Here is a 21,560-nt window from a genome sequence, read left to right on the forward strand (position 1 = left end):
GAGCCCCACCATGAGCGATAAGGCCACCGTCACGGGCCGCATCGAGATTCGCCCCCGTGTTCCGAACGAGATCCTGCGCACCCTGCGCGAGCAAGTCGGCCAGGTCGTCATCACACAGCCCACGACCGGCGACTACACCGAGATTAGCGACGCCTCCAACGACATCGGCCACATGGTCTACGGCGACCGCGTATCCACCGACATCACGACAATCGTCGCAGCACTCGGCGACGCCTACACCTACACCGGCGACCTGGAGTGCTTCGACGACGACGACCCCGCCGACCGGTGGCGGGTCCGCGTCACCGACGACCGGCATGCGATCGAGGAAACCCCACTGATCATCTACCCACCGGACGGCCTCGTGATCCCCCGCGAAGTGATCGAGGAGTGGGCCGGCGGCCCGATCAGCGACGGCCAGCTGATCCAGCTCGGCGAGACGCTGCCCAAGTCGCCCATCCCTGACGCCATCGCAATGATCCTGGCCGCGCTCGGCTGAGCCGCCGGGCAGCCGACCCCGCCCAGCACTGAACCGACAACCGCACCGCGCCGGCCGCGCGCCCCTCGGCACGCGGCCGGCGCCCGCACCACACCAATCACGACACCGAAACAGGAGAACCCGCGTGGAACCCATGGCCGGCATGACCACCGCCGAGATCGAACAGGTCCAACACGCCCTGCGCGCCGCGATGATCGCCGCCGTCATAACCTTCCAACCGGCAGCCGTCGCATGCTCACTCGGCCACGCCGAGACCCACCCCGGCCGCGGCTACTTCCTCTCCAGCGTGACCCTGCCCAACGACACCGTCCTGACCGAGGACGACGAACTCGGCTGGCCCCTCGTCCTCACCGTCGCGTTGACCAGCGAACACATCCTCCACAACGGCGTGCTGCACGGCGACGCCTACGGCGCCGAGATCACCATCCCCGCGGCCACCCCATAGCCGGCACCCAGGCGCTCACCGGCGCTGAACAACTGCTCAGCGCCGGTGATCGGGCGCAGCCGCGATCCGAAACGCGATCTGCACACAACCGACCAGCAACCCCACGCCAGAAAGAGACTTGCCGTCTCCAGCACCACGGCGGCCACATCCACCCACAGCCCAGGCAATGCCTCGCCGCAGTCCGTCGCCGCCGCACCGAGATCGGCTGGCTGTTGTGGGCCGCCCCACGGGACTGGATGTTCCAGCCGCAGATCCTCCCGCACCGGCCTGACCTTCGCCGAGCACCAGCGCCGTACCATCACTGACTTCATCGAACTACGCTCACTCGCCCCGGACCTGCCGATCGTGCCCGTGCCGCAGCCCAGGCCGCAAACCGAGGCCACCTGCCTCCCGTACGCGCTCGCCTTGCGGGCTGAACTACTCTCCCGCCTCAACCGCTCCGCAGCTTCGACCACGCGCAACGCAGCAGCGGCATGATTACTACGACACCGATCGCCAGCGCTCGCGGTGTCAGCTGCGGGTCGGGCCGGTGTGCCCTTGGCGGCGTCTTTGAAGATCTGTTTTGGCCTCGGTTCGTGGGGGGTGTAGACCGTTGCTCCCGCGGGACTCGGGCCAGGGCCTGGCCTGAACAGCCGGCCCTACCCCTGCGACTGCGCCGGTAGTTACGGACGGCTGGCGTTCGCCACGGTCGGCCTGGTAGCGCCGGCCCCGGGCCGCCGAGGCAGGAAGGTGCGGTGCGGCCTGTGGCCGCACCCCGACCCTCACGGGCCGGGAAACCGGTGCGGCCTACGGCCGCGCAGCCCAACCCTTTTCCGGCCACCGGGCTGCGCCGGAAGTGTGCCGGTGACGGGCAGCTCCACCAAATCCGCCACCCGCCACGCGGAAAACATCTTGGGCGGAAAAGCTGCCCAAGATCTTTTCCGCTCTGAAGGGCGCGCGTCGGATTTGGCTCCGCCGCCCGACACCGGGACGAACTGCGTTCGCCCCCGCCGGCCGGAAAAGGGCTGGACGGCAAGGCCCGCCAGGCTGCGGGGTGGTCGGCTCGCCGCACGGTCCGCACGGGGCCACGCACAGCGCCAACACACCCAGCCCGACACGGCGACGCACGGCCAGCCCGCGCACCGTCGCCGTTGGCCGGAATCGTTGCGGGGTAAAGGTTTCGGCGGAATTCAGGGATGGACAGCACCCCAGTTTGCGTGTAGAATAATAGATGTAAGGGAGGGGGAGGCAAGCCCCCGAACCGACACCACCAACCGAAAGGAACCACCACCGTGAAGCTCACGGGCAACCCGGGCGGCGCGCGCCAGCCCATCGCTACGGTCGCCATGCTCGACCTGCTGCTGTTCGGCGGCCTGCGGCACCTGCTGGACTCCGAGGAGGCCCCGGCCGAGCCGATCGCCACCGACCCGCGCCGGTTCCGCCTGATCCGCGAGGTGCAGCAGGAGGTCATGACCGCCCTGTGGGGCGCCGACCTCTGCCACGGCATGCGGATGCTCGACGACGACCCGATCCACACGTGGGACCAGGTCGAGTGGATGGCCTGCACCGAGGTTCCCCGCTTCCTGGCCGACCTCGGCAGCCACCCCCACGAGGATGCATCGCTCGCCGCCGCCCTCGTCACCTCGTTCGTCCACACGATGCGCCTCACCATCGCCCACGGCCCCAATGGCACCACCTGGCGCGGGGTCACCAAGAGCGCCGACAGGACCGTCAAGCTCGCCCGTGCTATCGGCGACGGCTCCCTCGCGCGGGTCCTCACCGGCTGACACCAAACCGCCGCCCCGGGCGCACGGCGCCCGGGGCGGCAGACCCGGAGTCCAGCCGCCCGCCTCGCCACCAGGGAGCCGAAGCCATGACCTCGAACGTCACCCACCTCAGCCACCGCAAGCCCCGCAGGCCAGCCGGATACCGACCCAACCACAGCCAGCCCGCCAACAAGGCCAACGCACCGCGCCGCAGCGACACCGGAGCAGTCCGATACATCAACCCCGAGGACCAGGCCGCCGCCATCGCCGCCCGATCGCCGCACGTGGCCGACGCTCTCGCGGCAATCGGTGACGCAACCGTCAAGATCGCCGCCCGCCACGACGAACGGCGCTGGCGGATCGCCGCTACCCTCACCACGCCCGAAGGCTTCGCGCTCGTCATCTACCTCACCGCCCACGGCTTCCGCAACCCCTGTGACATCGCACCCACCGCCGACGAAGCCCCGTACCGGGTGTGGCTGCCCGGCAGCATCCAGGACATCGCGTGCGCAACGCTCCGCGACGCGATCGCCGCGATCGCCCGCCTACGCGGAGAGCGATCCCTGGTCATGGCAGCCGCGCCGAAATCCTGGACCCGCCCCGCGCGCCTGATCGTCGGCAAGCCGATCCGCCACACCCGGACTGGCCGAACCGGCATGATCATGGGCGAGCGCGACAGCTACCCGATCGCCGTACGGTGGGACGACACCGGCAAAACCGTCTACACCACGTCCGACGCGATCGCCGCCCGCTGAACCCTGGCTGTCGCCCGGCCGAACCAAAGCGGCCGGGCGGCAACAGGTGGACAACCGAGAGTTTAGCGTGCAGAATAATAGCTGCCGGGGAGACGCCCCGGCAGGCAAACATCGTTGATTGACAACTGCACAGAGGACCACTCCCACGGACGCCGATCGACAACGGCGCCCTCCGTGAGCGAAACCGGGTCTCGCGCGCATCGAGCGCGCAGCCCCGGGCTGCCGCTCCCGGACCTCACGGCCGTACCACGCGAACCACCGACGTCAACGCGGAGGCAAGCCGCGCCGACGTCGGCAACCACCGAATCGAAGGAGCATCACCGTGGCACCAGCCACCGCGACCATCGCGGACCAGGAACAACCCACCACCCAGCCAGCCGACACCGCCAGCGACGACCGGCCCGCGACCCGGCCGTCGCGGTTCCCGCACCTGGAAGTGCGGCTCGACCACATCGTGATCAACATCGACAACCTGCGCGACGACGCGGCGGCGCTGCCGGGCATCGTCGACAACCTGCGCGACGACGGCACCGACGGCCTCATCAGCTCGGTCGTCGTCGGCACCCTCCCCGACGACGCCTCCGTGCCCGTCAACGGCGAGCAGTACCGCGTCGGGGACCTCCCCGACGACTACTACCTGCTCATCGACGGTGAGCAGCGCTACCGATCCGCCGTGGAGGCGGGGCTCGAATACATCCTGGCCATCGTCCGCGACGACCTGATGACCAAGGACCGGCAGCTCATCACCGCGCTGCGCCAGGTCCACCGCAACACCCTCACCGACACCCAGAAGTCGCGCGGCATCGAACAACTCGCCCTCGCCGTCGACCTGCCCGACGAGGACATCGCCCGGAAGATCGGCTACCAGCCCGACGAAGTCCGAGCGGCCCGCGCCTTCGCCAGACTGCCCAGGACCGTCGCGGAGCAGTCCGCAGCCATCGGCCTCAGCTTCAACCAGAACCAGCACCTCGCCGACATCATTGAGGCCGGCGACGAGGACGCCCAGCAGCGGCTGCTCAAAGCCGCAAACGAAGGCGAGCACGAGTTCTGGCGGGAGGCTGGCGTCATCCGCCGCCAACGCGACGCCGACGCGAAGTACACGGCCAGGCGCGCCGAACTGGTGGAGGCGGGTGTGCGGCTCCTCACCGGACGACCGGAGTGGAGCGACCGCAACCCCGCTGAACTGCGCGAGCTGCGCACGGCAGACGGTCAGCGCGTCACGGCCGAGGCGCACGCATCGTGCTCGTTCCACGCCGTCTACCTCACCAAGGGCTACGACGGGCCATCCGAAACCACGTATTGCCTGGCATGGCGCCAGGCCAAGCACACCAAGGTCGGCACCAACCCGCCGCGCAAGATGACCGAGAAGGAAAAGACCGAGCGGCGCCGCACCATCACCAACAACCGCGACCTCGAAGCAGCCAACGAGGTCCGCCGCAAGTGGCTCATCGACTTCCTCGCCAGCAACAAGGCGCCCAAGGGCGCGGCGCGCTACCTCGCCCTGGCCCTGACCAGCAACTGGGGCATCGTCCACGGCTCCTGGAAGGACGCGCTCAGCACGCTGGAAACGCTGCTCTACCCGGGCAAGCCGGTCCAGCACGAGCGCAACTTCCTCGCCAACCGGCCGACCGACGCCCGATGCACCGTCATCGCAGTGGCCGCCGTGGCCGCCGCCGTCGAGTCCAGCATCGCCCGCTGGTCGTGGAAGAACCCCTCGCGCCTGATGTCCGCCACGTTCGAGCTGTACGCCGCCAACGGCTACAGCCTCGGCCGGGTCGAGCGCGAGATGGTCGACGCCAACGCCGCCCGCACCCGCCGCACTACGGCAGCCACCACGCGACCCAACCTGACGCTCGTCCCCACCCCGGCCGACCCGGCCGACGACGAGCCGGAGGACCTGGAGGACCCGACCGCCGAACCGCTCGACGGCGAGCCGGAGGACGTGGCGGATCTCGCCGCGTAACCCCAGGCGGGGTATGGCAGGCCGAAACCGGCCTGCCATACCCCGCCCCTGACCGGGGGACCTCCGTGCGGCCGGAAGGTGGTGACGGCCGCACGGAGGTCCCCACCTCAGCGCCGAAACCCGCTCGCCTCGCAAGCTAGCGTAGTGTAGAATAATATTCTAGATGGGAGTTGGCACTCCCCGAACCACCGATCGAAAGGCCACCATGAGCCGCTACAACCTCGCCCCGAAAGCCGGAGCGAGCGACCTCAGCATCACCGTTGGCTGGGACGCCGAGCACGCCACCTACCACGCACACGTCCGCCGCAACCTGCCCGGAGCCGAGGCGTTCACCTACCTCCTGATCGGCCTCGGCGAGCCAGTCACCGACGCCCCGCGCGTCGTTGACGAACTCGCGTTCTTCGCCGAAATCCCCGAGGACCTCCTCGAGAACCTCATCACAGACCGCCTCAACACCCTCCCGCTCGCCGACCTCATCGCCGAAGCACCCGACGGGCAGCCGCCCGCCTGGCGCGACGCCCACCGGCTCGCCGTCGACGAACTCGGCTGCACGCTCCCCCTGCTCATCAACTGGACCGACATCCCCGACACGCATGGCCGCGTCCTCGGCACCATCAACGGCACCGACCGCAGCCTCACCCTGCGCTACCAGCCCGACAGCGAAGCAGGCGACCGCAGCCTCTGGCTCCAGATCCCCTGCCCCCACCACATCGACTGCCCCGGCCCAGCCTGGGGCCGCTTCCGGGGCCGCCACACCCTCCTGCACGCCCTCACCACCGGCGAAGCTGACTACACCTGGTGCGTTCCGCACAACGACGGCCACGACGTCTACCAACGATGACCACAAGCGTCGGCTGGCATCGTCGCGACAGCCGTCACCCCGCAGCCTCCGGCCGCACACCGCGGGCCCCGGCGGGCCGGGGCGAACCCAGCGGCCCACGGCCGCTCCCTGCCCAGCCGGGCCACCACCAGAATCAGGAGCCGACGTGCATCCCGATGTCACCGCACCCCGCTGGCGTACCGAGGAACCCGCAGTCCAGCACCGAATCGACCTGACCGACCAGGCCGGCGCCACGGCCCCCACCGAGCCCTACGCGGCGCTCCTCGCCAGGCTCGCCGCCCATCTCGGCGCCGCACCCACCCACGTCGACTATGCCGAAAGCCAGCGCGACCGACCCCGGCACGAGCAGTGGCAGACGCTCACTACCACCATCGCCGATCACGAGATCACCGTGGCCATCACCGCAGATCCGCTGGACACGGACATCCCCATCTACGCCATCGTCGTCGACGGCCGAGCCGTCCCATACGTGATGACCGGAGCCAGGCCCCTACACGACGTCCTGTTCGAAGCCGCCGCACAGCGCCTGCCCCACGCTCGCTGACACCAGCACAGGGCCGCTCGAAACACACCAACGCCCCACCGCCCCGCCCAGCCACCGCCACACAAGCAGACCCGACTCAGCCCCAGCGCGGACGGCAAGCCGCGCCGACCACACCACCGAAACGAGAGACACATGACCACGACCACCACCCCGCCAACCCTGCACGTCGTGCAGTACAGCGGCGGGATCACCAGCTGGGCCGCCGCCCAGCGCGTCGCCGCCCAGCACGGCACCGACCACCTCGTCCTGCTCTTCGCCGACGTCCGCGCCGAACACCCCGACCTCTACCGGTTCCTCGACGACACCACCGCCCAGCTCGGCGTCCCGCTCACCCGCGTCGCCGACGGCCGCACCCCCTTCCAGCTCTTCCGCGACATCCGCTACCTCGGCAACTCCCGCGTAGCTCCATGCACCTACTGGCTCAAGATCGTCCCCTGCCGCCGGTGGCTGGAAGCCAACGCCGACCCCGCCAACACCATCCTCTACATCGGACTCGACGCATCCACCCGCGACCGCCGCCGCGCCCCCGGCATCACCGCCGGCTGGGCACCCTGGACCGTACGGTTCCCGCTCCTGGACGAGCCGCACCTGACGAAGACCGACCAGCTCAACTGGGCACGCACCCTCGGCATCGAACCGCCCGAGCTCTACAAACTCGGGTTCGATCACAACAATTGCCACGGACTGTGCATCCGAGCCGGCATCGGCCAGTGGACCCACGCCGCACGGGTCTTCCCCGAACAGTTCGCCGCGGCCGCAGCCGCCGAAGCACAGCTACGCGCCGACCTCGGGGACGTCGCCATCCTCACCGAACAACGCAACCGCGTCCGCCACCGCCTCCCGCTCACCGTCCTATGCCAGCGCATCACCGACGCCGGCGCAGCGGCATGAACCGGCCCGGGCCGGGCCGGTTCAGCGCGGCGGCCCGCACCACAGCAGCACGTCACGACGTTGCCCCCATGCCAGAAAGCGACACGCCCATGAACGGCCAGCACGACGCCATCAGCGAGCCGGTGGTCACCCCGGCGCTCGCCGCGCTGCGAGCCGCGTTGGACCACCTCGACGAGGCCACCGACCGTGCCAGCGTCATGACCAGCGCCGCCGAGACCGCCGCGGCCACCCGCGCGCTCGTCGACGCCATCGCCCTGCACACCTTCCCGCCGGAACCCGGCACCGACGACCGCGGCGAACAGGTCGTCATGACCGTCTACGGCGTCGACCTGTCCATCCGCCGCCGCACCGACGGCGTCTACGTGCACATCGACAGCAGCACCATGCCCGACCACCTGCTGCCCCTGATCGGCGAGTTCAACAGCACCGGCGAATCCGTCTACGACACCCAGGAGAACCGATGACCAACCGTGCCGGCCGCGCCGTGCGCGTCGAAGCGCCCGGCGGGCGCGTCGAGACGTTCGCGGTCAACGGCGACGACACACTCACCGTCCTCGTCGACGGCACGCCGCTGCTCGGCGTCGACGAACACGGCGCCGGCCACTCGCCCGACGGCGGCGCCGAGTGGCACCGGCGGCCCGGCCAGGTCACCGAGCGGTACGCCATGGTGCTCGGCATGGCCGAAGACCAGTTCCACGACCTCCTGGCACATCTCGGCCTGCCGCCATCCTGGTGGGGACGGTGGAAAGGCGCACCAGGCGAGACCCGCGACATCATGCTCAGCAGCGAGACCGGCAGCTGCGGCAACCATGCCACGCTCGACCGGGCACTGGCCTGGGCACGTGAGCGAGCACTCGCCTACGAGGAAACCACCACCGTGCGATACCCAGCCCGGCCCTGACCACCGCGCCGCCGGCGCCAGAACGAGACACTCACCTCGGCCTGGTGCCGCGGCCGAAGCCGCCGCCGTACACCAACAACAGCGCCTTCAGCCCGTCCCGCAAACGGCACACAGCCACCGGGCAATGCCCGGTGGCTGTGCAGCCAGTAGCTGAAGTTCGCGGACCCACCCGATCAGCCCGCAAACGCGCGCTGGCCGACGAACAACACTCCGAAAGGGAGTGCTTGGCAAGTCGTCGGCCAGCTCGCCCCCCGGGCACCACCGCGCCGAAAGGACGCATCAACCCGAGGAGACGTCCAATGAGTGTAACCACTCACACCCAGCGAGGACGAACCACCCGCCACGGCCCGACCAACCAGCCCACGATCCCGCAGCGGCCCGCATCGCACCCCCGCCACGGCATGCGGCACGATCGACCCATGAGCCCAGCACCAACCACGGCGACCCTGCCCTTCGACATCGCCGGCCACCTCGGCGACCCCGCCGAACTCGGCAACCCGGACGACCTCGTCGGACCCGCCGAAGCCACCCGGGTGCTCCGGCTCGACCCGCTCCCCGAAGAGGTGCTGCAGCGCGCCGAACCCGGCCCTCGAGGCCCCGCGCAATGGCGCCGGGTCGGCCTGTGGCAGTTCGCCCTCACCCAGACCATCCCCTACGACGACCACGGCGACCCCGACGAGGAGATCGGCTCCACCGAGGCCGGCCGGATCATCCACCGCCGCCCCGAGAAACTCCCACGCGGCCTGCTCGACCTCGCCACACCCCAGCACGACACCAGCGGCCGATTCGTGCGCCGGGTCTGGACCCGCGCCACCGTCTGGCACTACGCCCTCACCCAGCTCGCCGTCGGCGCCACCGTCCTCGACGGCCGGCTCTACCTCGACCGCGCCGGCGTCGCCGCGCTCGCCGGCGTCACCATCGGCCACGTCGACAAATGGATCAAAGCCGCCGACACGATCAACTTCCCGGCCCGCCACCACGGCCGCTGGTACGACGCCCAGGACATCCAGCAGTGGCGCGCCGACCAGGTCGACGCCCAGCACCCAGCCCCGATCACCACCTCCGGCGACGACCCCAACGAACTGCTCACCAAAACCCAGATCGTCGTCGACCTGTACGGCTACACCAACCCCAACGCGATCAACAACATGCCACTCTGGCAGCGGCTCCTCGAGGCCAACAGCCCAGAACACAACGTCGACGACACCCCCCGCGGCCGCCGCTGGCCCCGACACGTCGCCGTCGAACTCCGCAACAACCCGCTCCCACGAGGCCGCACCCCCGGCTCCACCGCACGCAACCGCGTCATCGACACCAGCGGCGACCCCGACGACGAGCTCAGCGCCGCCCAAGTCGCCCGCGCATTCGGCTACAGCCACGTCTCCAGCCTGCCCCCCGCAGTACTCGCCGCCGCCGACACCGTCACCTACACCAGCGAAGGCAAGGTCAAGGCCCGTCGATGGAAGCGCGGCACCATCCACCGGCTGGCCAGCACCCTCGGCGCTGCCGACTGAACCGCCCCTGCAGCGCCCAAACGGAGAGCCCGCCGTGCCGCTCGCGCGAACCGTCACCAGTCTTCTGGACCCCGGCCCGTCGTGGTCCAGACCGCTGCTCCCGCGGGACTCGGGCCAGGGCCTGGCCTGAACGGCCGGCCCTGGCCCTGCGACTACGCCGTTCGTTGCGCCGCCGCAGCGGTACGACGACACCGGGCATCCGGCGGCCACGCGCACCCCGGACCGAGGGCTGTTCCCGGTGCGAAGGCCAACGAACGGCGATCCGCCATACGATCTGCACCATGATCGACGCACCGACGATCCGCCACGACCTCACCGACCCGTTCCCGCGGGCCGACGCAGCCCCCGGCGAAGCGGTATGACGCGACCAGACAAGCGCCGTCGCACCGGCCGTCGCATCGCCGGACTTGGGTTTGTCGCCGCCGCTGTCGGCCTCTCCCTAGCCGCGCTCCTGGTCACGATGCTCGGCGCCCTCGCCTACCTGTACATCACCCGCTAATCGCCGGCGGCGCCGAGACCACAGCCGACCCCGGCCCGACAGCCGCGCCATCGCCGGTCCGAGCGGTGCTGACGTCCGCTCCCCGCGACCGGCGGCCCGCACGGCCGCGCCCCCGCAGACGGTCCACATGCGCCCGCACCGCCGCCACCGACACCCGCTGCCGCGCCGCCACGACCGCCGCCACCTCCACCCCGAGGACCTCCGCCGCGTGCTCGTCCCCGCCCAGGACCGACGCCAGCGCCGCGACCGCGACATCATGCGCCGCCGACGCCGCCGCCAACCGCTTCCCGGACGCGGCCACCGCACCCGCCGCCGCCAGCTCGACCCGGTGCCGCTCCTGCAACACCCCCACTGCCTGATTCGTTCCAGCCCTCGCCATACCCCGACGCTAACCCCACAACACACCACCCAGCCATGCCTGCAATAGGGCCAATAATGACCCCATCACACGCCTGACACAACACCCTGGAATTGGCTCGCCTCAGCGTGACCTGCATATTCTCTGACCCCACTCTGGCACCCCACCTCCCACGAGCACACCCCCTTGCATACTCGGAGGCGCAACGCGGTCGCAGCGCTCGTACGCTGGCTCCATGCTGTCCATCGCGAAGATTCATCCAGGTCCGGGGGTGAACTATCTCCTGAACCAGATCGCGACTGGAAAGCATGATTTCCGGCCAGCACCGAACAATTCTGATGCCGCCTACTACGGCGGCGACAAAGCGGCCGGTGAAGCGCCGGGATGGTGGGCCGGGCAGGCCCAAGAAATGTTCGGTGTCGGCCCTTTCGTCGAACCGGAAGAGCTGCAACGCCTGATCGGCGAGGGGCGGCATCCGCGGGCCGGGCGGCAGCTCGGGCAGGTGTGGCGGCAGTACCAGCCGATGACCGACGCACACCGCGCGGAACTGGTCGAGCAGGCGTGGGCGCGGCTGCCGAAGGACGCGACGTACGAGCAGATCGCGAAGGTGTGGCTGGACATCTGGACCGCGCCGGAACGCCGGCCGGTGTCCGGGTACGACGTCACGGTCGCCCCGGTGAAGTCGGTGCAGTTGCTGCTGGCGTTCGGCGGCCCTCGGGTCCGGGCGCAGGTGATGGCCGCGCACCACAGCGCGGTCCGCGCGACACTCGCGCATCTGCGCCGGCACGCGGCGTTCACCCGGCTGTCCGGCGGGACGGTCCAGGCCGACACGGACGGGCTCGTCGCCGCGGTGTTCGACCACAGGATGTCGCGTGAGGGGGACCCGCAGCTGCACTCCCACATCGTCATCTCGGCGAAGGTCCGCGTCACCAACGCGGACGGGTCGGTGCAGTGGCTCGCCCTGGACGGCCGCGCGCTCTACCAGGCCAGCATCAGCGCCCGCGTCGCCTACGAACGCGCCCTGGAAGTGGAGCTCGGCCGGCGGCTCGGTGTGCGGTTCGCCGCCCGCCCGGGCTCGACGATCCGGGAAGTCGTCGGGATCCCGGTCCGGTCGATCGAGCAGTACTCCAAGCGGCGCACCGCGATCGAGAGCGCCTTGGCCGGGCACGGCCCGGACCATCCCGGCGACGGGCGGGCGCTGTCGATGCGGCGATGGCGGCGCGCCGCGCAGACCGCCACCCTGGCCACCAGGCCGGTCAAAGACCGTACCGAGTCCACCGCGGACGCGATGCGCCGCTGGCGGCGCGAAGACCGCCAGGCCGGCCTCGACACCGCCGGCGATGTGCGGCGGCTCATCGCCCGGCCGGCCCGCGACGACGTCGGACAGGCTGCGGTGCGGGCGTTGCGCCGGGCCCGGCGGCTCGCCGCCGACCCGCGCCAGATCAGCGAACGCGACGTCGATACCGCGCTCGCCCAGCTCGGGGTCACCGACGACGAGCAGGCCGCCCTGGTCCGTGAGGAAGCGGTCCGCTGCGACCCGCAGCTGGCCGTCGCCCGCGCGGTCGCCGACGTGACCGCGGACCGGGCCGTGTTCGGCGTCGACCATCTCGAACTCGCCCTCGGCCGCATCCTGCATGTCAACCCGGAAGACGCAACAGGACAGGACTGGCAGCGGGTCCGGCGGCTCGTCGTCCAGGCGGTCAACAGCGGCGCCGGTGGGCTGCGGGTGCTCACCCCACCCGCGCTCGTGCAGTACGGACCGACGCTGCGACGCACCAGCGACCGGCAGCCGATCTACACCCGGCACCGGTCGCTGCGGCTCACCACCCGCGACGTCCTCGACGTCGAGCAGCAGGTCATCGCCTACGCCGCCCGCACCGGCGCGGCCGCCGCACCGCGGGCCCTGCTCGACCAGGTCGCCACCGACGTCGACCTGATCGGAGAGAAGCGCGACGCGCTGCGGTTCGTGCTCGGCGACGACCGGACCGTCGTCGGGATCGTCGGGCCCGCCGGCAGCGGCAAAACCTTCCTACAACGAGCGGTCGGTGAGGTCGCCAACCGGATGGGACATCCCATCATCGGGCTCACCGTCGGGCAGAACGCCGCCGAAGTCCTCGCCGCCGCCACCCGCGAACACGGCGCACAAGGCATCAGGACCGAGAACATCGCGATGTGGTTGCACGCCCAGACCCACACCCCCAGGGGCAGCACGCCGGAGCAGTGGCGGTTCCAGCCGGGGCAGTGGGTGATCGTCGACGAGGCGTCGCAGGTGTCCTCGCGCGACCTCGCGAACCTCGTCGTCCTGCTCGACCCTGTCGGCGGCAAATTGGTCCTCGTCGGTGACCCCGCGCAGGTCTCCGCGATCGGGCCCGGTGGCCTCTTCCGCTACCTCGCCAGCCTCGGGCACACCACCGAACTGCGCGAAGTGCGCCGGTTCGCCGAGCGGTGGGAACGTGACGCGTCGCTGCGGTTGCGCGACGGCGACACAACCGTGCTGTCGGAGTACGAACGCCGTAACCGCATCCGCACCGGCACCCGCGAACAGCTCACCGAACAGCTCCTCGATGGGTGGGCCGCCGACACCCTCAACGGGCTGCAGTCGCTGATGCTCGTCGAAACCGAAGCCCAGGCGGCCGAACTCGCCGCGCAGGCCCGCACCATCCTCATCCGCGCCGGCGTCGTGCAGCGCGGCCGGCACGTGCAGCTGGCCAACGGCACCCGCGCCAGCGTCGGCGACACGATCGTGACCCGCCGCAACGACCGGCGGCTCACCACCGACGACAGCACCCCCGGCGGGAAATGGGTCGCCAACCGCGACACCTGGCGCGTCGGAGACGTCGCCGCCAACGGCGACCTGCACGTGCGGAACACCACCTCCGCAGCGGCGGTGCTCCTGCCCGCCGCGTACGTCGCCGAGCACGTGCAGCTGGCCTACGCCGCTACCGTCGACTCCGCCCAGGGCCGCACCGTGGACACCGGCCGCGCGCTCGTCGACGAAGCCGTCACCCGCGCGAAGCTGTACGTGATGGCGACCCGCGGCAAGCTCGTCAACGTCATCCACGTCATCACCAACGTCGACCGGCCCGAGCCGCTGCCACCCGAACCGCCGGTGTCCGGGATCGCCGCCCTCGCCGACATCCTGCGCCACGACGACACCGACCGGTCGGCCACCGAGACCGAACGGACCCTTCTCGCCGAACTCGACGCGTTGCACGAGCTCGGGCCGATCTTCGACGACCTCGCCGCCCGCGCCAACGCCGTGCGGTACATCGCGGTCCTCGCCGCCGCCGTGGGTCAAGTGCACGCCGCGCGGCTCGCCGTCGACCCGGCGATGCCCGCCCTCGCCACCCGGCTCGCCGCGCTCGAAGACGCCGGCTACGACACCGACCGCATCCTCACCGCCGTCGCTCGCTCCCGCGAACTCGACACCGCCGACAGCGTCGCCCAGGTCCTCGCCTGGCGCATCGACTGGCAGTACCAGCGGCACGTCCCGGACCCCCGCCGCGCGGTCGGCACCGCGTACCGCACCTACACCGAACGCATCCCGCGCATCGCCGGCGTCCACCCCGACATCGTCGACGCCCTGCAACAGGTCGCCCGCATCGCCGACCAGCGCGTCACCGGCCTCGCCGCACTTGCCGCCGACCACCGGCCCGTATGGGCCGCAGCCCTCGGCGACGTCCCTGGCCACGACGATCCCGCCGGCCGCCGGACCTGGCTCGAGACCGCCGGCTCCGTTGTCGCCTACCGCGACCGGTACGAGTACCGCGGCGACGACCCGATCGGCCCTGAACCGCACCAGCGGGACCTGGCCCGGTGGACCGCCTGGCACCGTGCCTCGCACGCCCTCGGCGTCGCCACCCTCGCCGGGCAACTCCGCGCCGCGAACATCGTCGAGCTGCGCCACCACGTCCAAGCCCAGCTCGCTGCCGACGGCGCCGAACCACCGTACGTCGCCGGGAAACTCCGTCTCGCCCACCTCGACCTCGTCGACGCCGAAGACACCGTCCGCGGTCTGCGGACCGACCTCGCCGTCGCCGAACACGCCCTCACCCGCGCCACCCAGCAGACCACGACACACCCAGTACCACGCTGGTGGCAGATCGGGCCTCTCCGGACGTTCGCCGCCACCCGCGCGCACGCCGCACCCATCGACGTCGCCGCGACCCGCCAGCAGATCACGGATCTTCGCCAGCAGCTCGGCACCGCGACCAGCGACCTGCGGTACCAGCAGACCGTCGTACGCGACCTCGAACGCGAACACGGGACCTGGCGCGCCTGGTACGACGACAACCTGCCCGTCCGCTACGCCGGCCTCGCCGCCGCCGCCGAGAACGCCCGCCGCGCCCACACCACGTTCCTGCGCATCGCCGAGGTCCGCGACCGCATCCACGCCAAAACCGCCAAGGTCCGCGCCGTCGACGACACCCGCCCGAAGCCGCACACCCGCCCGGTACCCGAACAGCTCGACACACTCGCAGCTGCCGCCCGCGACCGCCACGAGATGATCGACGAGGCGAACACCACCGCTGCGGCACCGGCCGAAACCGACCTGGGGCTGTGAGACACGTGCCGCAGCGAACGCGGGCCCCCGGAGGGGGCCACGCCGGAAGCACCCACGGCCTGCACACGCGGTGACGCGCCGGCGATCGGCGAGGAACGGCCCGGACAGGCCCCAGGACCACGTCCCAGATCGTCGACAACGACGACCCGGGCCGAACCACAGCGTCGCCGGCACATCTGGCACCGCCGAAGACCTACCCGGAACCGTCACCGCGGGTGGGAGAAGATCCCGTGCGCGCGATTCGTGCAGCGGGCAGCAGGCGCGCCGCCGCCTGAACCAGGCGCGACGTGACACCCGGCCACACGTTCAGCAAACCCGCCCGGACCGGCAAGGCTGAAGCTGTGCTCGCGATCGCCGGACCGCACTGTCGCACCGTACGGGCTGGTGTACGCCGTGAGCGGACGGCCGGCCACCGATGAGCAGTCCGATCGGTCCCACCGCCTACGTCGACGAGGCGTACATCCAGCAGCCCGGCCACCCCGGGGTCTACCTGCTCGCCGCGGTCCTGGTCGAGCACGACGACGTCAAGGTGATCGCCGAGGCGGCTCGGGTCGCCGCGCGGGGCGAACCGTTTCACGCCACGCAGCTGCACCATCGCGGCCACGCCCGCCACCTCGAGGACATGCTCGACGTGGTCAGCCAGTACGCGTCGTGGAGCATCGTCGTCGCGCACACCCCGATCAGCCAGGGCAACGAACTGGCCCGGCAAACCGCGATGCAACGGCTGCTAAAGGACCTGCACGGCAGCCGGGTCTCCGACGTGATCCTCGACGTACGCGGCGACTCGGCAGAATGGGACGCCGCGGCGGCAAAGGGCCTGCCAATGCCAGAAATCAACTACCGGGACCGCGACACCTACCGGAGCCTCGCGGCCGGCAAACAGATCTCGCACCGGATGCGGTTGATCCACCGCGACGACCGGACCGAACCGGGCCTGTGGCTCGCCGACGTCGTGGCCTGGTCGGCGCGCCGGACGCTCGCGGCCGACGAGCCGCAGTGGTTCAACCGGGTCGTCGACGCCACAACTGTCTACGAGGCTGCCACCGGCCAGCTGCTCGTCCTGAACAATGAAGGGGCCGCTCCACCAGATGGCGATCGCGGCCCCCACGGGCAGGCCCAGCGCGGCCCGGAGGCCGCCGCCCAACCCATGTTCCCCCCACCATACCCGGCGGCCGTCGTCGACGGCCAGTCCGCACGCATGGGCTCCTTCATGGCCTCCGTCCACGCTCAAGCACAGCAGGCGCGGCATCCGACGGTCGACGTCCCATCCGACGCTACAGCCCGCCTGCTCGGGCAGACCGCGCAGATCGCGCAGATCGCCGAGGACATCGCCGCGATCCGCCGCGCAATCGGGGCAGCACCTCCGGTACCCACGCCATCCAGCCCGACACCCGAGCCGGAAACCGGTGCAGTACCCGCGGACCTACCACCGGACCTGCCGCATCTCACCCCAGAGCCACCCGGACCCGAACTCGACTGACAAGCCGTCCACCGTCTGCCTGCTGTGCAACATCCTGTGGATAACTTGTGGACAAGCCGGCATGCCTGTGGATAACAGCTTCCGGTGCGGGCAGCTCCGCCGGCACGCTGTGAGTTCTCAACGCAGTTGAGCCTCTCAGTAGATCTGATCCACAACTGATCTGGTCTCAGTGGTGTGATTTGACACGGTGCGGCGGACATTCAGGAGTGGCGTGCGTGCTCATTAGCATGGGTGCGTGGACGCGTCCTGTTCGACCGGCTCGCTCCCGAATGTAGGTAGACCACCAGCCGGCAGATTTTTGACGCCCGACAGATGCAGCACAGGGGAGACGTGAGGATGACCGACGAAGCCGAGCTGGTCGAGCAGGTCGACGACAACGCCGAGGTCGAAGAGGGCGAGATCGCCGGAGTGCCGGTGAAATGGCTCGGGGAGTACGTGCTGAACATCAGGCACGACTACGACCGGATCTACAGCGAGCCCGATCACGATCACGAGCACGTCGACGGGTTGCGGGAGGCGACCCAGCGGCCGGGCAGCGGCACGGCGATCTACTCGGTGGCCAGCGCCCGGCACGTCGCCGACGTTGCCAACCTGCTGGGCGAGGCCCTGCAGCAACCGTTCGCGCTGCGCACGACCCGCGATGCCGAGTCGGTAGTGGGATCGCTGCGCGAGAGCATCGACGCCCTGGCCAGCGTCGCCGAGGGCGTCGGCGCGTGGCTGGACGCCGCGGCCGCCCGAGGCGAGCTCGAGGGCGACCACCAGCCCGCGAAGGCAGGACTGGCTGCGCTGGCCGCGAGTTTGCGGGAGACCCTGCCGCTGACCAGCGAGCACGCCATCGCGGTGCCGGGCGACAAGTCGCCCGAGCTCGGGATGGACGACCTGATCGAAGGCGTCATTTTAGAGCTGCGCAAGCGTGGACACGAGGTCACCCAGGTGACGGTGCAGGAGAACGCGACGACGTGGGAGTTCGACGGCGACGCGCGGCACCTGACCGTGAGCAGCGAGGGCGGCTGGGACCTGTTCGCCCCGACCGGCCAACCGAATCAGTTCTCACCGACGGGGCACCGGTTCCCATACTGCTGGTATGCGCACCCAACGCAGATCGCCGAGCTAGTCGCGCGAGCCTTGGAAAGTACGGACGACGGCGGCGAGGACTGACGGCGAGAGCGTGCCCTGCCACGCGCCGCGACTTGAACGAACAGCCACTAATAATCGCCCGATGAGGGATCTTGCTGCTGGTCTCCGCATGCAATGGGCTGTCGCAGCGGGTGTGGACGGTCCTGCGCACGGCCGGCCACCAGGATGCCGTAGCGCTCGGGCTCGATGACGCGCCTTGCTCGCTGCCGCGCGACTGAGCGGTCCCGACCTGATCCTGTGCCCGTTCCTTTGCGACCGCAGGGCCGTGTTCGCGGACAAGTGGCGGCCGGCCGGCTACGCCTGGCCAGCTGGCGACCCAGCGGCAGGCGGCATAGCCATCTCGCGATGGGGCGGCCGTTCCGGTGCGGCGTACCCTCTCCGGGGCAGCGCAGCAGCCCGCGTCGGACACGGGGCACTGGCGTATGTCAACTGAGGTCCGGCTCCGGACCGGGCGGGTCTGGCTGGTGCGGGTCGGCGGGTCCGTGATCACGGGGCTTGCGGTCCAGGTCGTTCCATGCTGACCCTCGGCTGGGCCGGGGTGGGTCCGGCCTGCGGGTCGCGTCCCCGATTGTGGTGGCGATGTCGCGGATCTGGGCGAGCAGCCGGCCGCCGAAGTCGACGTCGAGATCGTCGAGCATGGTGCGTTGCGCGGTACGCAGCTCGCGGGCGTACTGCATCCAGGTGTCGTTGGTGAGTGCACCGTCGATCCGGGCTTGGGCGACTTCGGCGGCGACGTCGAGGTAGCGGGCGGCGTCGCCGGGACTCATGTCGCCGGTGAGGGCGTCGCGCGTGCGGGGCTGGCTGGCCAGCAGTTCGGCGGCGTCCTCGGGCAGGGCAATGGTGAGCCGGCCGGTGAGCCGGTCCACGACGAGGCGATGCTGTGCGGTGTCGTGGTCGCCGCCGAGGTGGTAGCCGTCCAGGAGTCTGCGGACGAGGATGTGGTTACGGAACAGGTGCCAGCCGTACGGGTCGGCGTCTTCGGTGCTGACGCCGTCGTCGACAATGCACACGCCACGATCCTGGTAGAGCGCGACGTACTGCGAGTCGCCGGGATAGCCCAGCGCGCGCAGCAGCGTCGCCGGTGCCTGCAGCGGAACCTCCACCGGCATGCCTGGAACGGGTGGCGTCGGCCAGACGGGCGCGGTCACCTGGGCCACCCAGCTGTCAGCATCGCCACAGTGACAGTACGTGGATGCCCCGGCCGGGCTGCCCTGCCGGCGGCCAGACTGGCGCCTGCCGCAGTCATGACAGGTCAACCTCGTGCTGCCGGTCGGCGTGATCGGCTGGCTCCGCTGCCGTGGCGCACCATGCCGCAGTTGGCTGCACCGCCGTGCCATCCTGGCGGTCCAGATCCGCGGTGTTATCGAGCGCTGCCGCCGCAGTACCTGCCGCGACGGTGCCGCGCAGCTGTGTGCTGGTGCGGGCGCTGAGGGCGCCGATCCCGGCGACCACGTCCGCAGCGTTGTGCTGGAGCTGACTGCCGTCCAGAGCCCGTGTGAGCGCGTCAAGGAGCTGCCCGGCGCGTGCAGCCTGCGCCTGCCAACCGGGGCCGGTCGGGGTACGGGCAGCGCGGACATCAGGGTCCAGGACGCGGCCAGGGGCCGGGTCGACGGTGCGGAGCCCGGTGAGCCGGTCGCGGGTGTGCGGTTGCCGGGCCAGGAGTTCGGTGACGTCTTCGGCGCGGCCGATGCTGAGCTGGTTGGTGTCCCGATCCACGAGGAGTCGTTCGGTCGCGTCGTGTCCGGCGCCGCCGAGGTCGTACCGGGCGAGCGGCTCGGTGACGGCATGGGTGGCGAACCGGTGCCAGGCCAGGAGATCTCCTGCGTCCCGGCGGACACCGTCGTCGAGCCACACCGCGCCGCGTGGTCCCAGGTGGACCGCGACGTACTGGTCACCGCCGCGGTAGCGCAGCGCGTCGAGGAGGATCGCGGGTGCGGTGATCGGCAACTCAGCGAGGACTCCGGGCGCCGGCCGGTCCGGCCACGGCCGGCCGGTACTCATCGCCGGCTCCGCGACGATGGTTGCCGGGCCTTCCCGTGCGTGGGTTCCCGGGCGTGCTGGAGGCCTTGCGGGGGATGGTGCTGGCGGCCGCGGGGTTTGCGTCGGCGGCTACGGTGCGGCGGCCGCCGCTGCCACGCGCTCGCCGGCAGGGCCGGACCCGGCTCGGGTTCCGCACTCGCTGGAGGTGGGAGATCTGCGGCGGAGGCGGGGATGAGGCGCAGCCGGGTGACGGCGAGGACCGCGAGCACGGCCGGGACGACGAGCAGCGGCCCGGCGGCGCCGAGCACGGCGCCGGTCACGATCGTGGCGGTGAGCGCGGCGGCCCACCGCCAGCCGCGTGGCAGCAGCAGGATTCCGGCGCTGGTCCCGGCGAGGGTGACCGCGGCGAGGAGCACCGACACCGTCCGCAGGAGCGAGGCGACCTCGAGGTGCAGGGCTGCTGATCCGGCGATGACGGTGCCGGTGAGGACGGCTTGGAGGGTGAGGCTGCGCCGGTGCGCACGGCCGGCGGCGATGCCGGCCGGGAGCGCGCCGCGTTCGGCGAGGGCGACGCCGAGTCGGGTGGCGCCGGCGAGGAACGTGTTCGCGGCGCCGCAGGTCAGCATCAGCGCGACGAGCGCGGCGATCGGTGCGGCGGCCCGGCCCACACCGTGTTCCAGCAGCGCGATCAGCGGCACGCCGCCGGTCCCGGCGTCCGGGCCGAGGACCCCGACGGTGGTGGCGGCGACGCCGAGGTAGATGGTGCCGACGATGACGACGGTGGCGGCGGCGACCTTCGGTAGCGTGCGGGCCGGGTTGGCGACGCCGTCGGTGAGGTGCGCGGCGGCTTCCCACCCGGCGAACGCGATGAACAGGATCACGCAGGCGTGCGCGACCGGCACGGGCCCGTCGGGCAGCAGCGGTGTGAGGTTGCCGGGGTTGATGTGCCGGGCGGTGGTGAGGGTGGTGGTGCCGAGCAGGGCGATGAGGCTGCCGATGACCACGAGCTGGACCCGCCCGGACGTTTTCAGCGCGAACGCGTTGGCGGTGAAAACGGTGCCGAGGATCGCGGCGGTCACCACGGTCGCGGCCGGTGCGCCGCCGCCGAGGGCGGCAGCGACGTACTGGCCGCCGATGTGCGCAGCGACGTAGACGGCCATCGGGGTCGCGGCGGTGAACCAGAACCCGATGACCGCGAACGCACGCGGCCCGTAGGCGCGTCCGGCGACCGCGGACACGCCGCCGCTGTGCGGATAGCGGACGGCCAGCGCCGTGAACGTCGCGGCGAGCGGAACGCTCGCCGCGACCAGCGTCGCCCACGCCAGCAGCGAACCAGGGCCGGCGATCGCGGCGGCCAGCGCAGGCAGGGTGAGCACACCCGGCCCGAGCAGCGACCCGATGTACAGGGCGGTGGTGTGCATGAAACCGATCCGCGCGCTCACGG

General features: G+C 71.0%; 20 protein-coding genes. 15 read left to right on the top strand and 5 right to left on the bottom strand.

Going from position 1 to position 21,560, the window contains the following annotated elements:
* Positions 1–10 precede the first annotated feature (10 nt).
* Complete coding sequence (locus ACQEVU_RS34660; protein ID WP_433331103.1) at positions 11–499, top strand: hypothetical protein; 489 nt, start codon at positions 11–13, stop codon at positions 497–499.
* A 142-nt stretch (positions 500–641) separates the two neighbouring features.
* Positions 642–944, top strand: coding sequence for a hypothetical protein (locus ACQEVU_RS34665; RefSeq protein WP_433331105.1), 303 nt, complete (start codon positions 642–644; stop codon positions 942–944).
* Here the strand turns inward: ACQEVU_RS34665 and ACQEVU_RS34670 are convergent.
* On the bottom strand, positions 905–1,255 hold the full coding sequence (locus ACQEVU_RS34670; protein ID WP_433331106.1) for a hypothetical protein: 351 nt from the start codon (positions 1,253–1,255) through the stop codon (positions 905–907). The two genes, ACQEVU_RS34665 and ACQEVU_RS34670, sit on opposite strands and share 40 nt — an antisense overlap.
* Positions 1,256–2,215: 960 nt before the next feature.
* Here ACQEVU_RS34670 and ACQEVU_RS34675 point away from each other — a divergent pair.
* From ACQEVU_RS34675 to ACQEVU_RS34720, 10 genes are all read left to right on the top strand, one after another.
* Complete coding sequence (locus tag ACQEVU_RS34675) at positions 2,216–2,710, top strand: hypothetical protein (RefSeq protein WP_433331107.1); 495 nt, start codon at positions 2,216–2,218, stop codon at positions 2,708–2,710.
* Positions 2,711–2,973: 263 nt separating this feature from the next.
* Positions 2,974–3,444 carry a hypothetical protein gene (locus tag ACQEVU_RS34680; RefSeq protein ID WP_433331108.1) on the top strand — a complete coding sequence of 157 codons (471 nt, stop codon included), beginning with the start codon at positions 2,974–2,976 and terminating at the stop codon, positions 3,442–3,444.
* A gap of 322 nt (positions 3,445–3,766) precedes the next feature.
* On the top strand, positions 3,767–5,407 hold the full coding sequence (locus tag ACQEVU_RS34685) for a ParB/RepB/Spo0J family partition protein (protein ID WP_433331109.1): 1,641 nt from the start codon (positions 3,767–3,769) through the stop codon (positions 5,405–5,407).
* A gap of 205 nt (positions 5,408–5,612) precedes the next feature.
* A complete protein-coding gene (locus tag ACQEVU_RS34690; protein WP_433331111.1) occupies positions 5,613–6,248 on the top strand; it encodes a hypothetical protein in 636 nt (211 codons plus the stop codon).
* A gap of 145 nt (positions 6,249–6,393) precedes the next feature.
* Positions 6,394–6,792, top strand: a complete 399-nt coding sequence (locus ACQEVU_RS34695; RefSeq protein WP_433331113.1) for a hypothetical protein — start codon at positions 6,394–6,396, stop codon at positions 6,790–6,792.
* Positions 6,793–6,924: 132 nt separating this feature from the next.
* Complete coding sequence (locus ACQEVU_RS34700; protein WP_433331115.1) at positions 6,925–7,683, top strand: phosphoadenosine phosphosulfate reductase family protein; 759 nt, start codon at positions 6,925–6,927, stop codon at positions 7,681–7,683.
* 68 nt (positions 7,684–7,751) lie between these two features.
* The gene (locus tag ACQEVU_RS34705; protein ID WP_433331117.1) at positions 7,752–8,147 is read left to right on the top strand and encodes a hypothetical protein; all 396 of its coding nucleotides are present in this window, start codon (positions 7,752–7,754) and stop codon (positions 8,145–8,147) included.
* Entirely contained in the window at positions 8,144–8,584 is a 441-nt protein-coding gene (locus tag ACQEVU_RS34710) for a hypothetical protein (protein ID WP_433331119.1), read from the top strand. The genes ACQEVU_RS34705 and ACQEVU_RS34710 overlap by 4 nt, the downstream gene beginning before the upstream one ends.
* A gap of 419 nt (positions 8,585–9,003) precedes the next feature.
* Entirely contained in the window at positions 9,004–10,098 is a 1,095-nt protein-coding gene (locus tag ACQEVU_RS34715; protein WP_433331121.1) for a hypothetical protein, read from the top strand.
* A gap of 358 nt (positions 10,099–10,456) precedes the next feature.
* On the top strand, positions 10,457–10,597 hold the full coding sequence (locus ACQEVU_RS34720) for a hypothetical protein (protein WP_433331123.1): 141 nt from the start codon (positions 10,457–10,459) through the stop codon (positions 10,595–10,597).
* Here the strand turns inward: ACQEVU_RS34720 and ACQEVU_RS34725 are convergent.
* Positions 10,587–10,949, bottom strand: a complete 363-nt coding sequence (locus ACQEVU_RS34725; protein ID WP_433331125.1) for a hypothetical protein — start codon at positions 10,947–10,949, stop codon at positions 10,587–10,589. The genes ACQEVU_RS34720 and ACQEVU_RS34725 overlap by 11 nt on opposite strands.
* A gap of 241 nt (positions 10,950–11,190) precedes the next feature.
* Between ACQEVU_RS34725 and mobF the strand changes: the two genes are divergently transcribed.
* The 3 genes from mobF (at position 11,191) to ACQEVU_RS34740 (ending at position 18,157) form a co-directional block, all read left to right on the top strand.
* Positions 11,191–15,519, top strand: coding sequence for a MobF family relaxase (mobF, locus tag ACQEVU_RS34730; protein ID WP_433331127.1), 4,329 nt, complete (start codon positions 11,191–11,193; stop codon positions 15,517–15,519).
* Positions 15,520–15,934: 415 nt separating this feature from the next.
* Positions 15,935–16,999: a hypothetical protein gene (locus tag ACQEVU_RS34735; RefSeq protein ID WP_433331129.1), complete on the top strand. Its 1,065-nt coding sequence runs from the start codon at positions 15,935–15,937 to the stop codon at positions 16,997–16,999.
* Between the two features lie 336 nt (positions 17,000–17,335).
* Positions 17,336–18,157 carry a hypothetical protein gene (locus ACQEVU_RS34740; protein WP_433331131.1) on the top strand — a complete coding sequence of 274 codons (822 nt, stop codon included), beginning with the start codon at positions 17,336–17,338 and terminating at the stop codon, positions 18,155–18,157.
* A gap of 404 nt (positions 18,158–18,561) precedes the next feature.
* Here the strand turns inward: ACQEVU_RS34740 and ACQEVU_RS34745 are convergent, their stop codons facing one another.
* The 3 genes from ACQEVU_RS34745 to ACQEVU_RS34755 all read right to left on the bottom strand — a co-directional run bounded on the left by ACQEVU_RS34745 (position 18,562) and on the right by ACQEVU_RS34755 (position 21,558).
* Positions 18,562–19,245: a hypothetical protein gene (locus tag ACQEVU_RS34745; RefSeq protein WP_433331133.1), complete on the bottom strand. Its 684-nt coding sequence runs from the start codon at positions 19,243–19,245 to the stop codon at positions 18,562–18,564.
* Positions 19,246–19,378: 133 nt separating this feature from the next.
* On the bottom strand, positions 19,379–20,137 hold the full coding sequence (locus ACQEVU_RS34750; RefSeq protein WP_433331135.1) for a hypothetical protein: 759 nt from the start codon (positions 20,135–20,137) through the stop codon (positions 19,379–19,381).
* A complete protein-coding gene (locus ACQEVU_RS34755) occupies positions 20,134–21,558 on the bottom strand; it encodes an APC family permease (RefSeq protein WP_433331137.1) in 1,425 nt (474 codons plus the stop codon). Before ACQEVU_RS34755 ends, ACQEVU_RS34750 begins: the two co-directional genes overlap by 4 nt.
* Positions 21,559–21,560: the final 2 nt, after the last annotated feature.

The organism is Dactylosporangium sp. CA-139066, from assembly GCF_050936175.1.
GTDB lineage: Bacteria > Actinomycetota > Actinomycetes > Mycobacteriales > Micromonosporaceae > Dactylosporangium.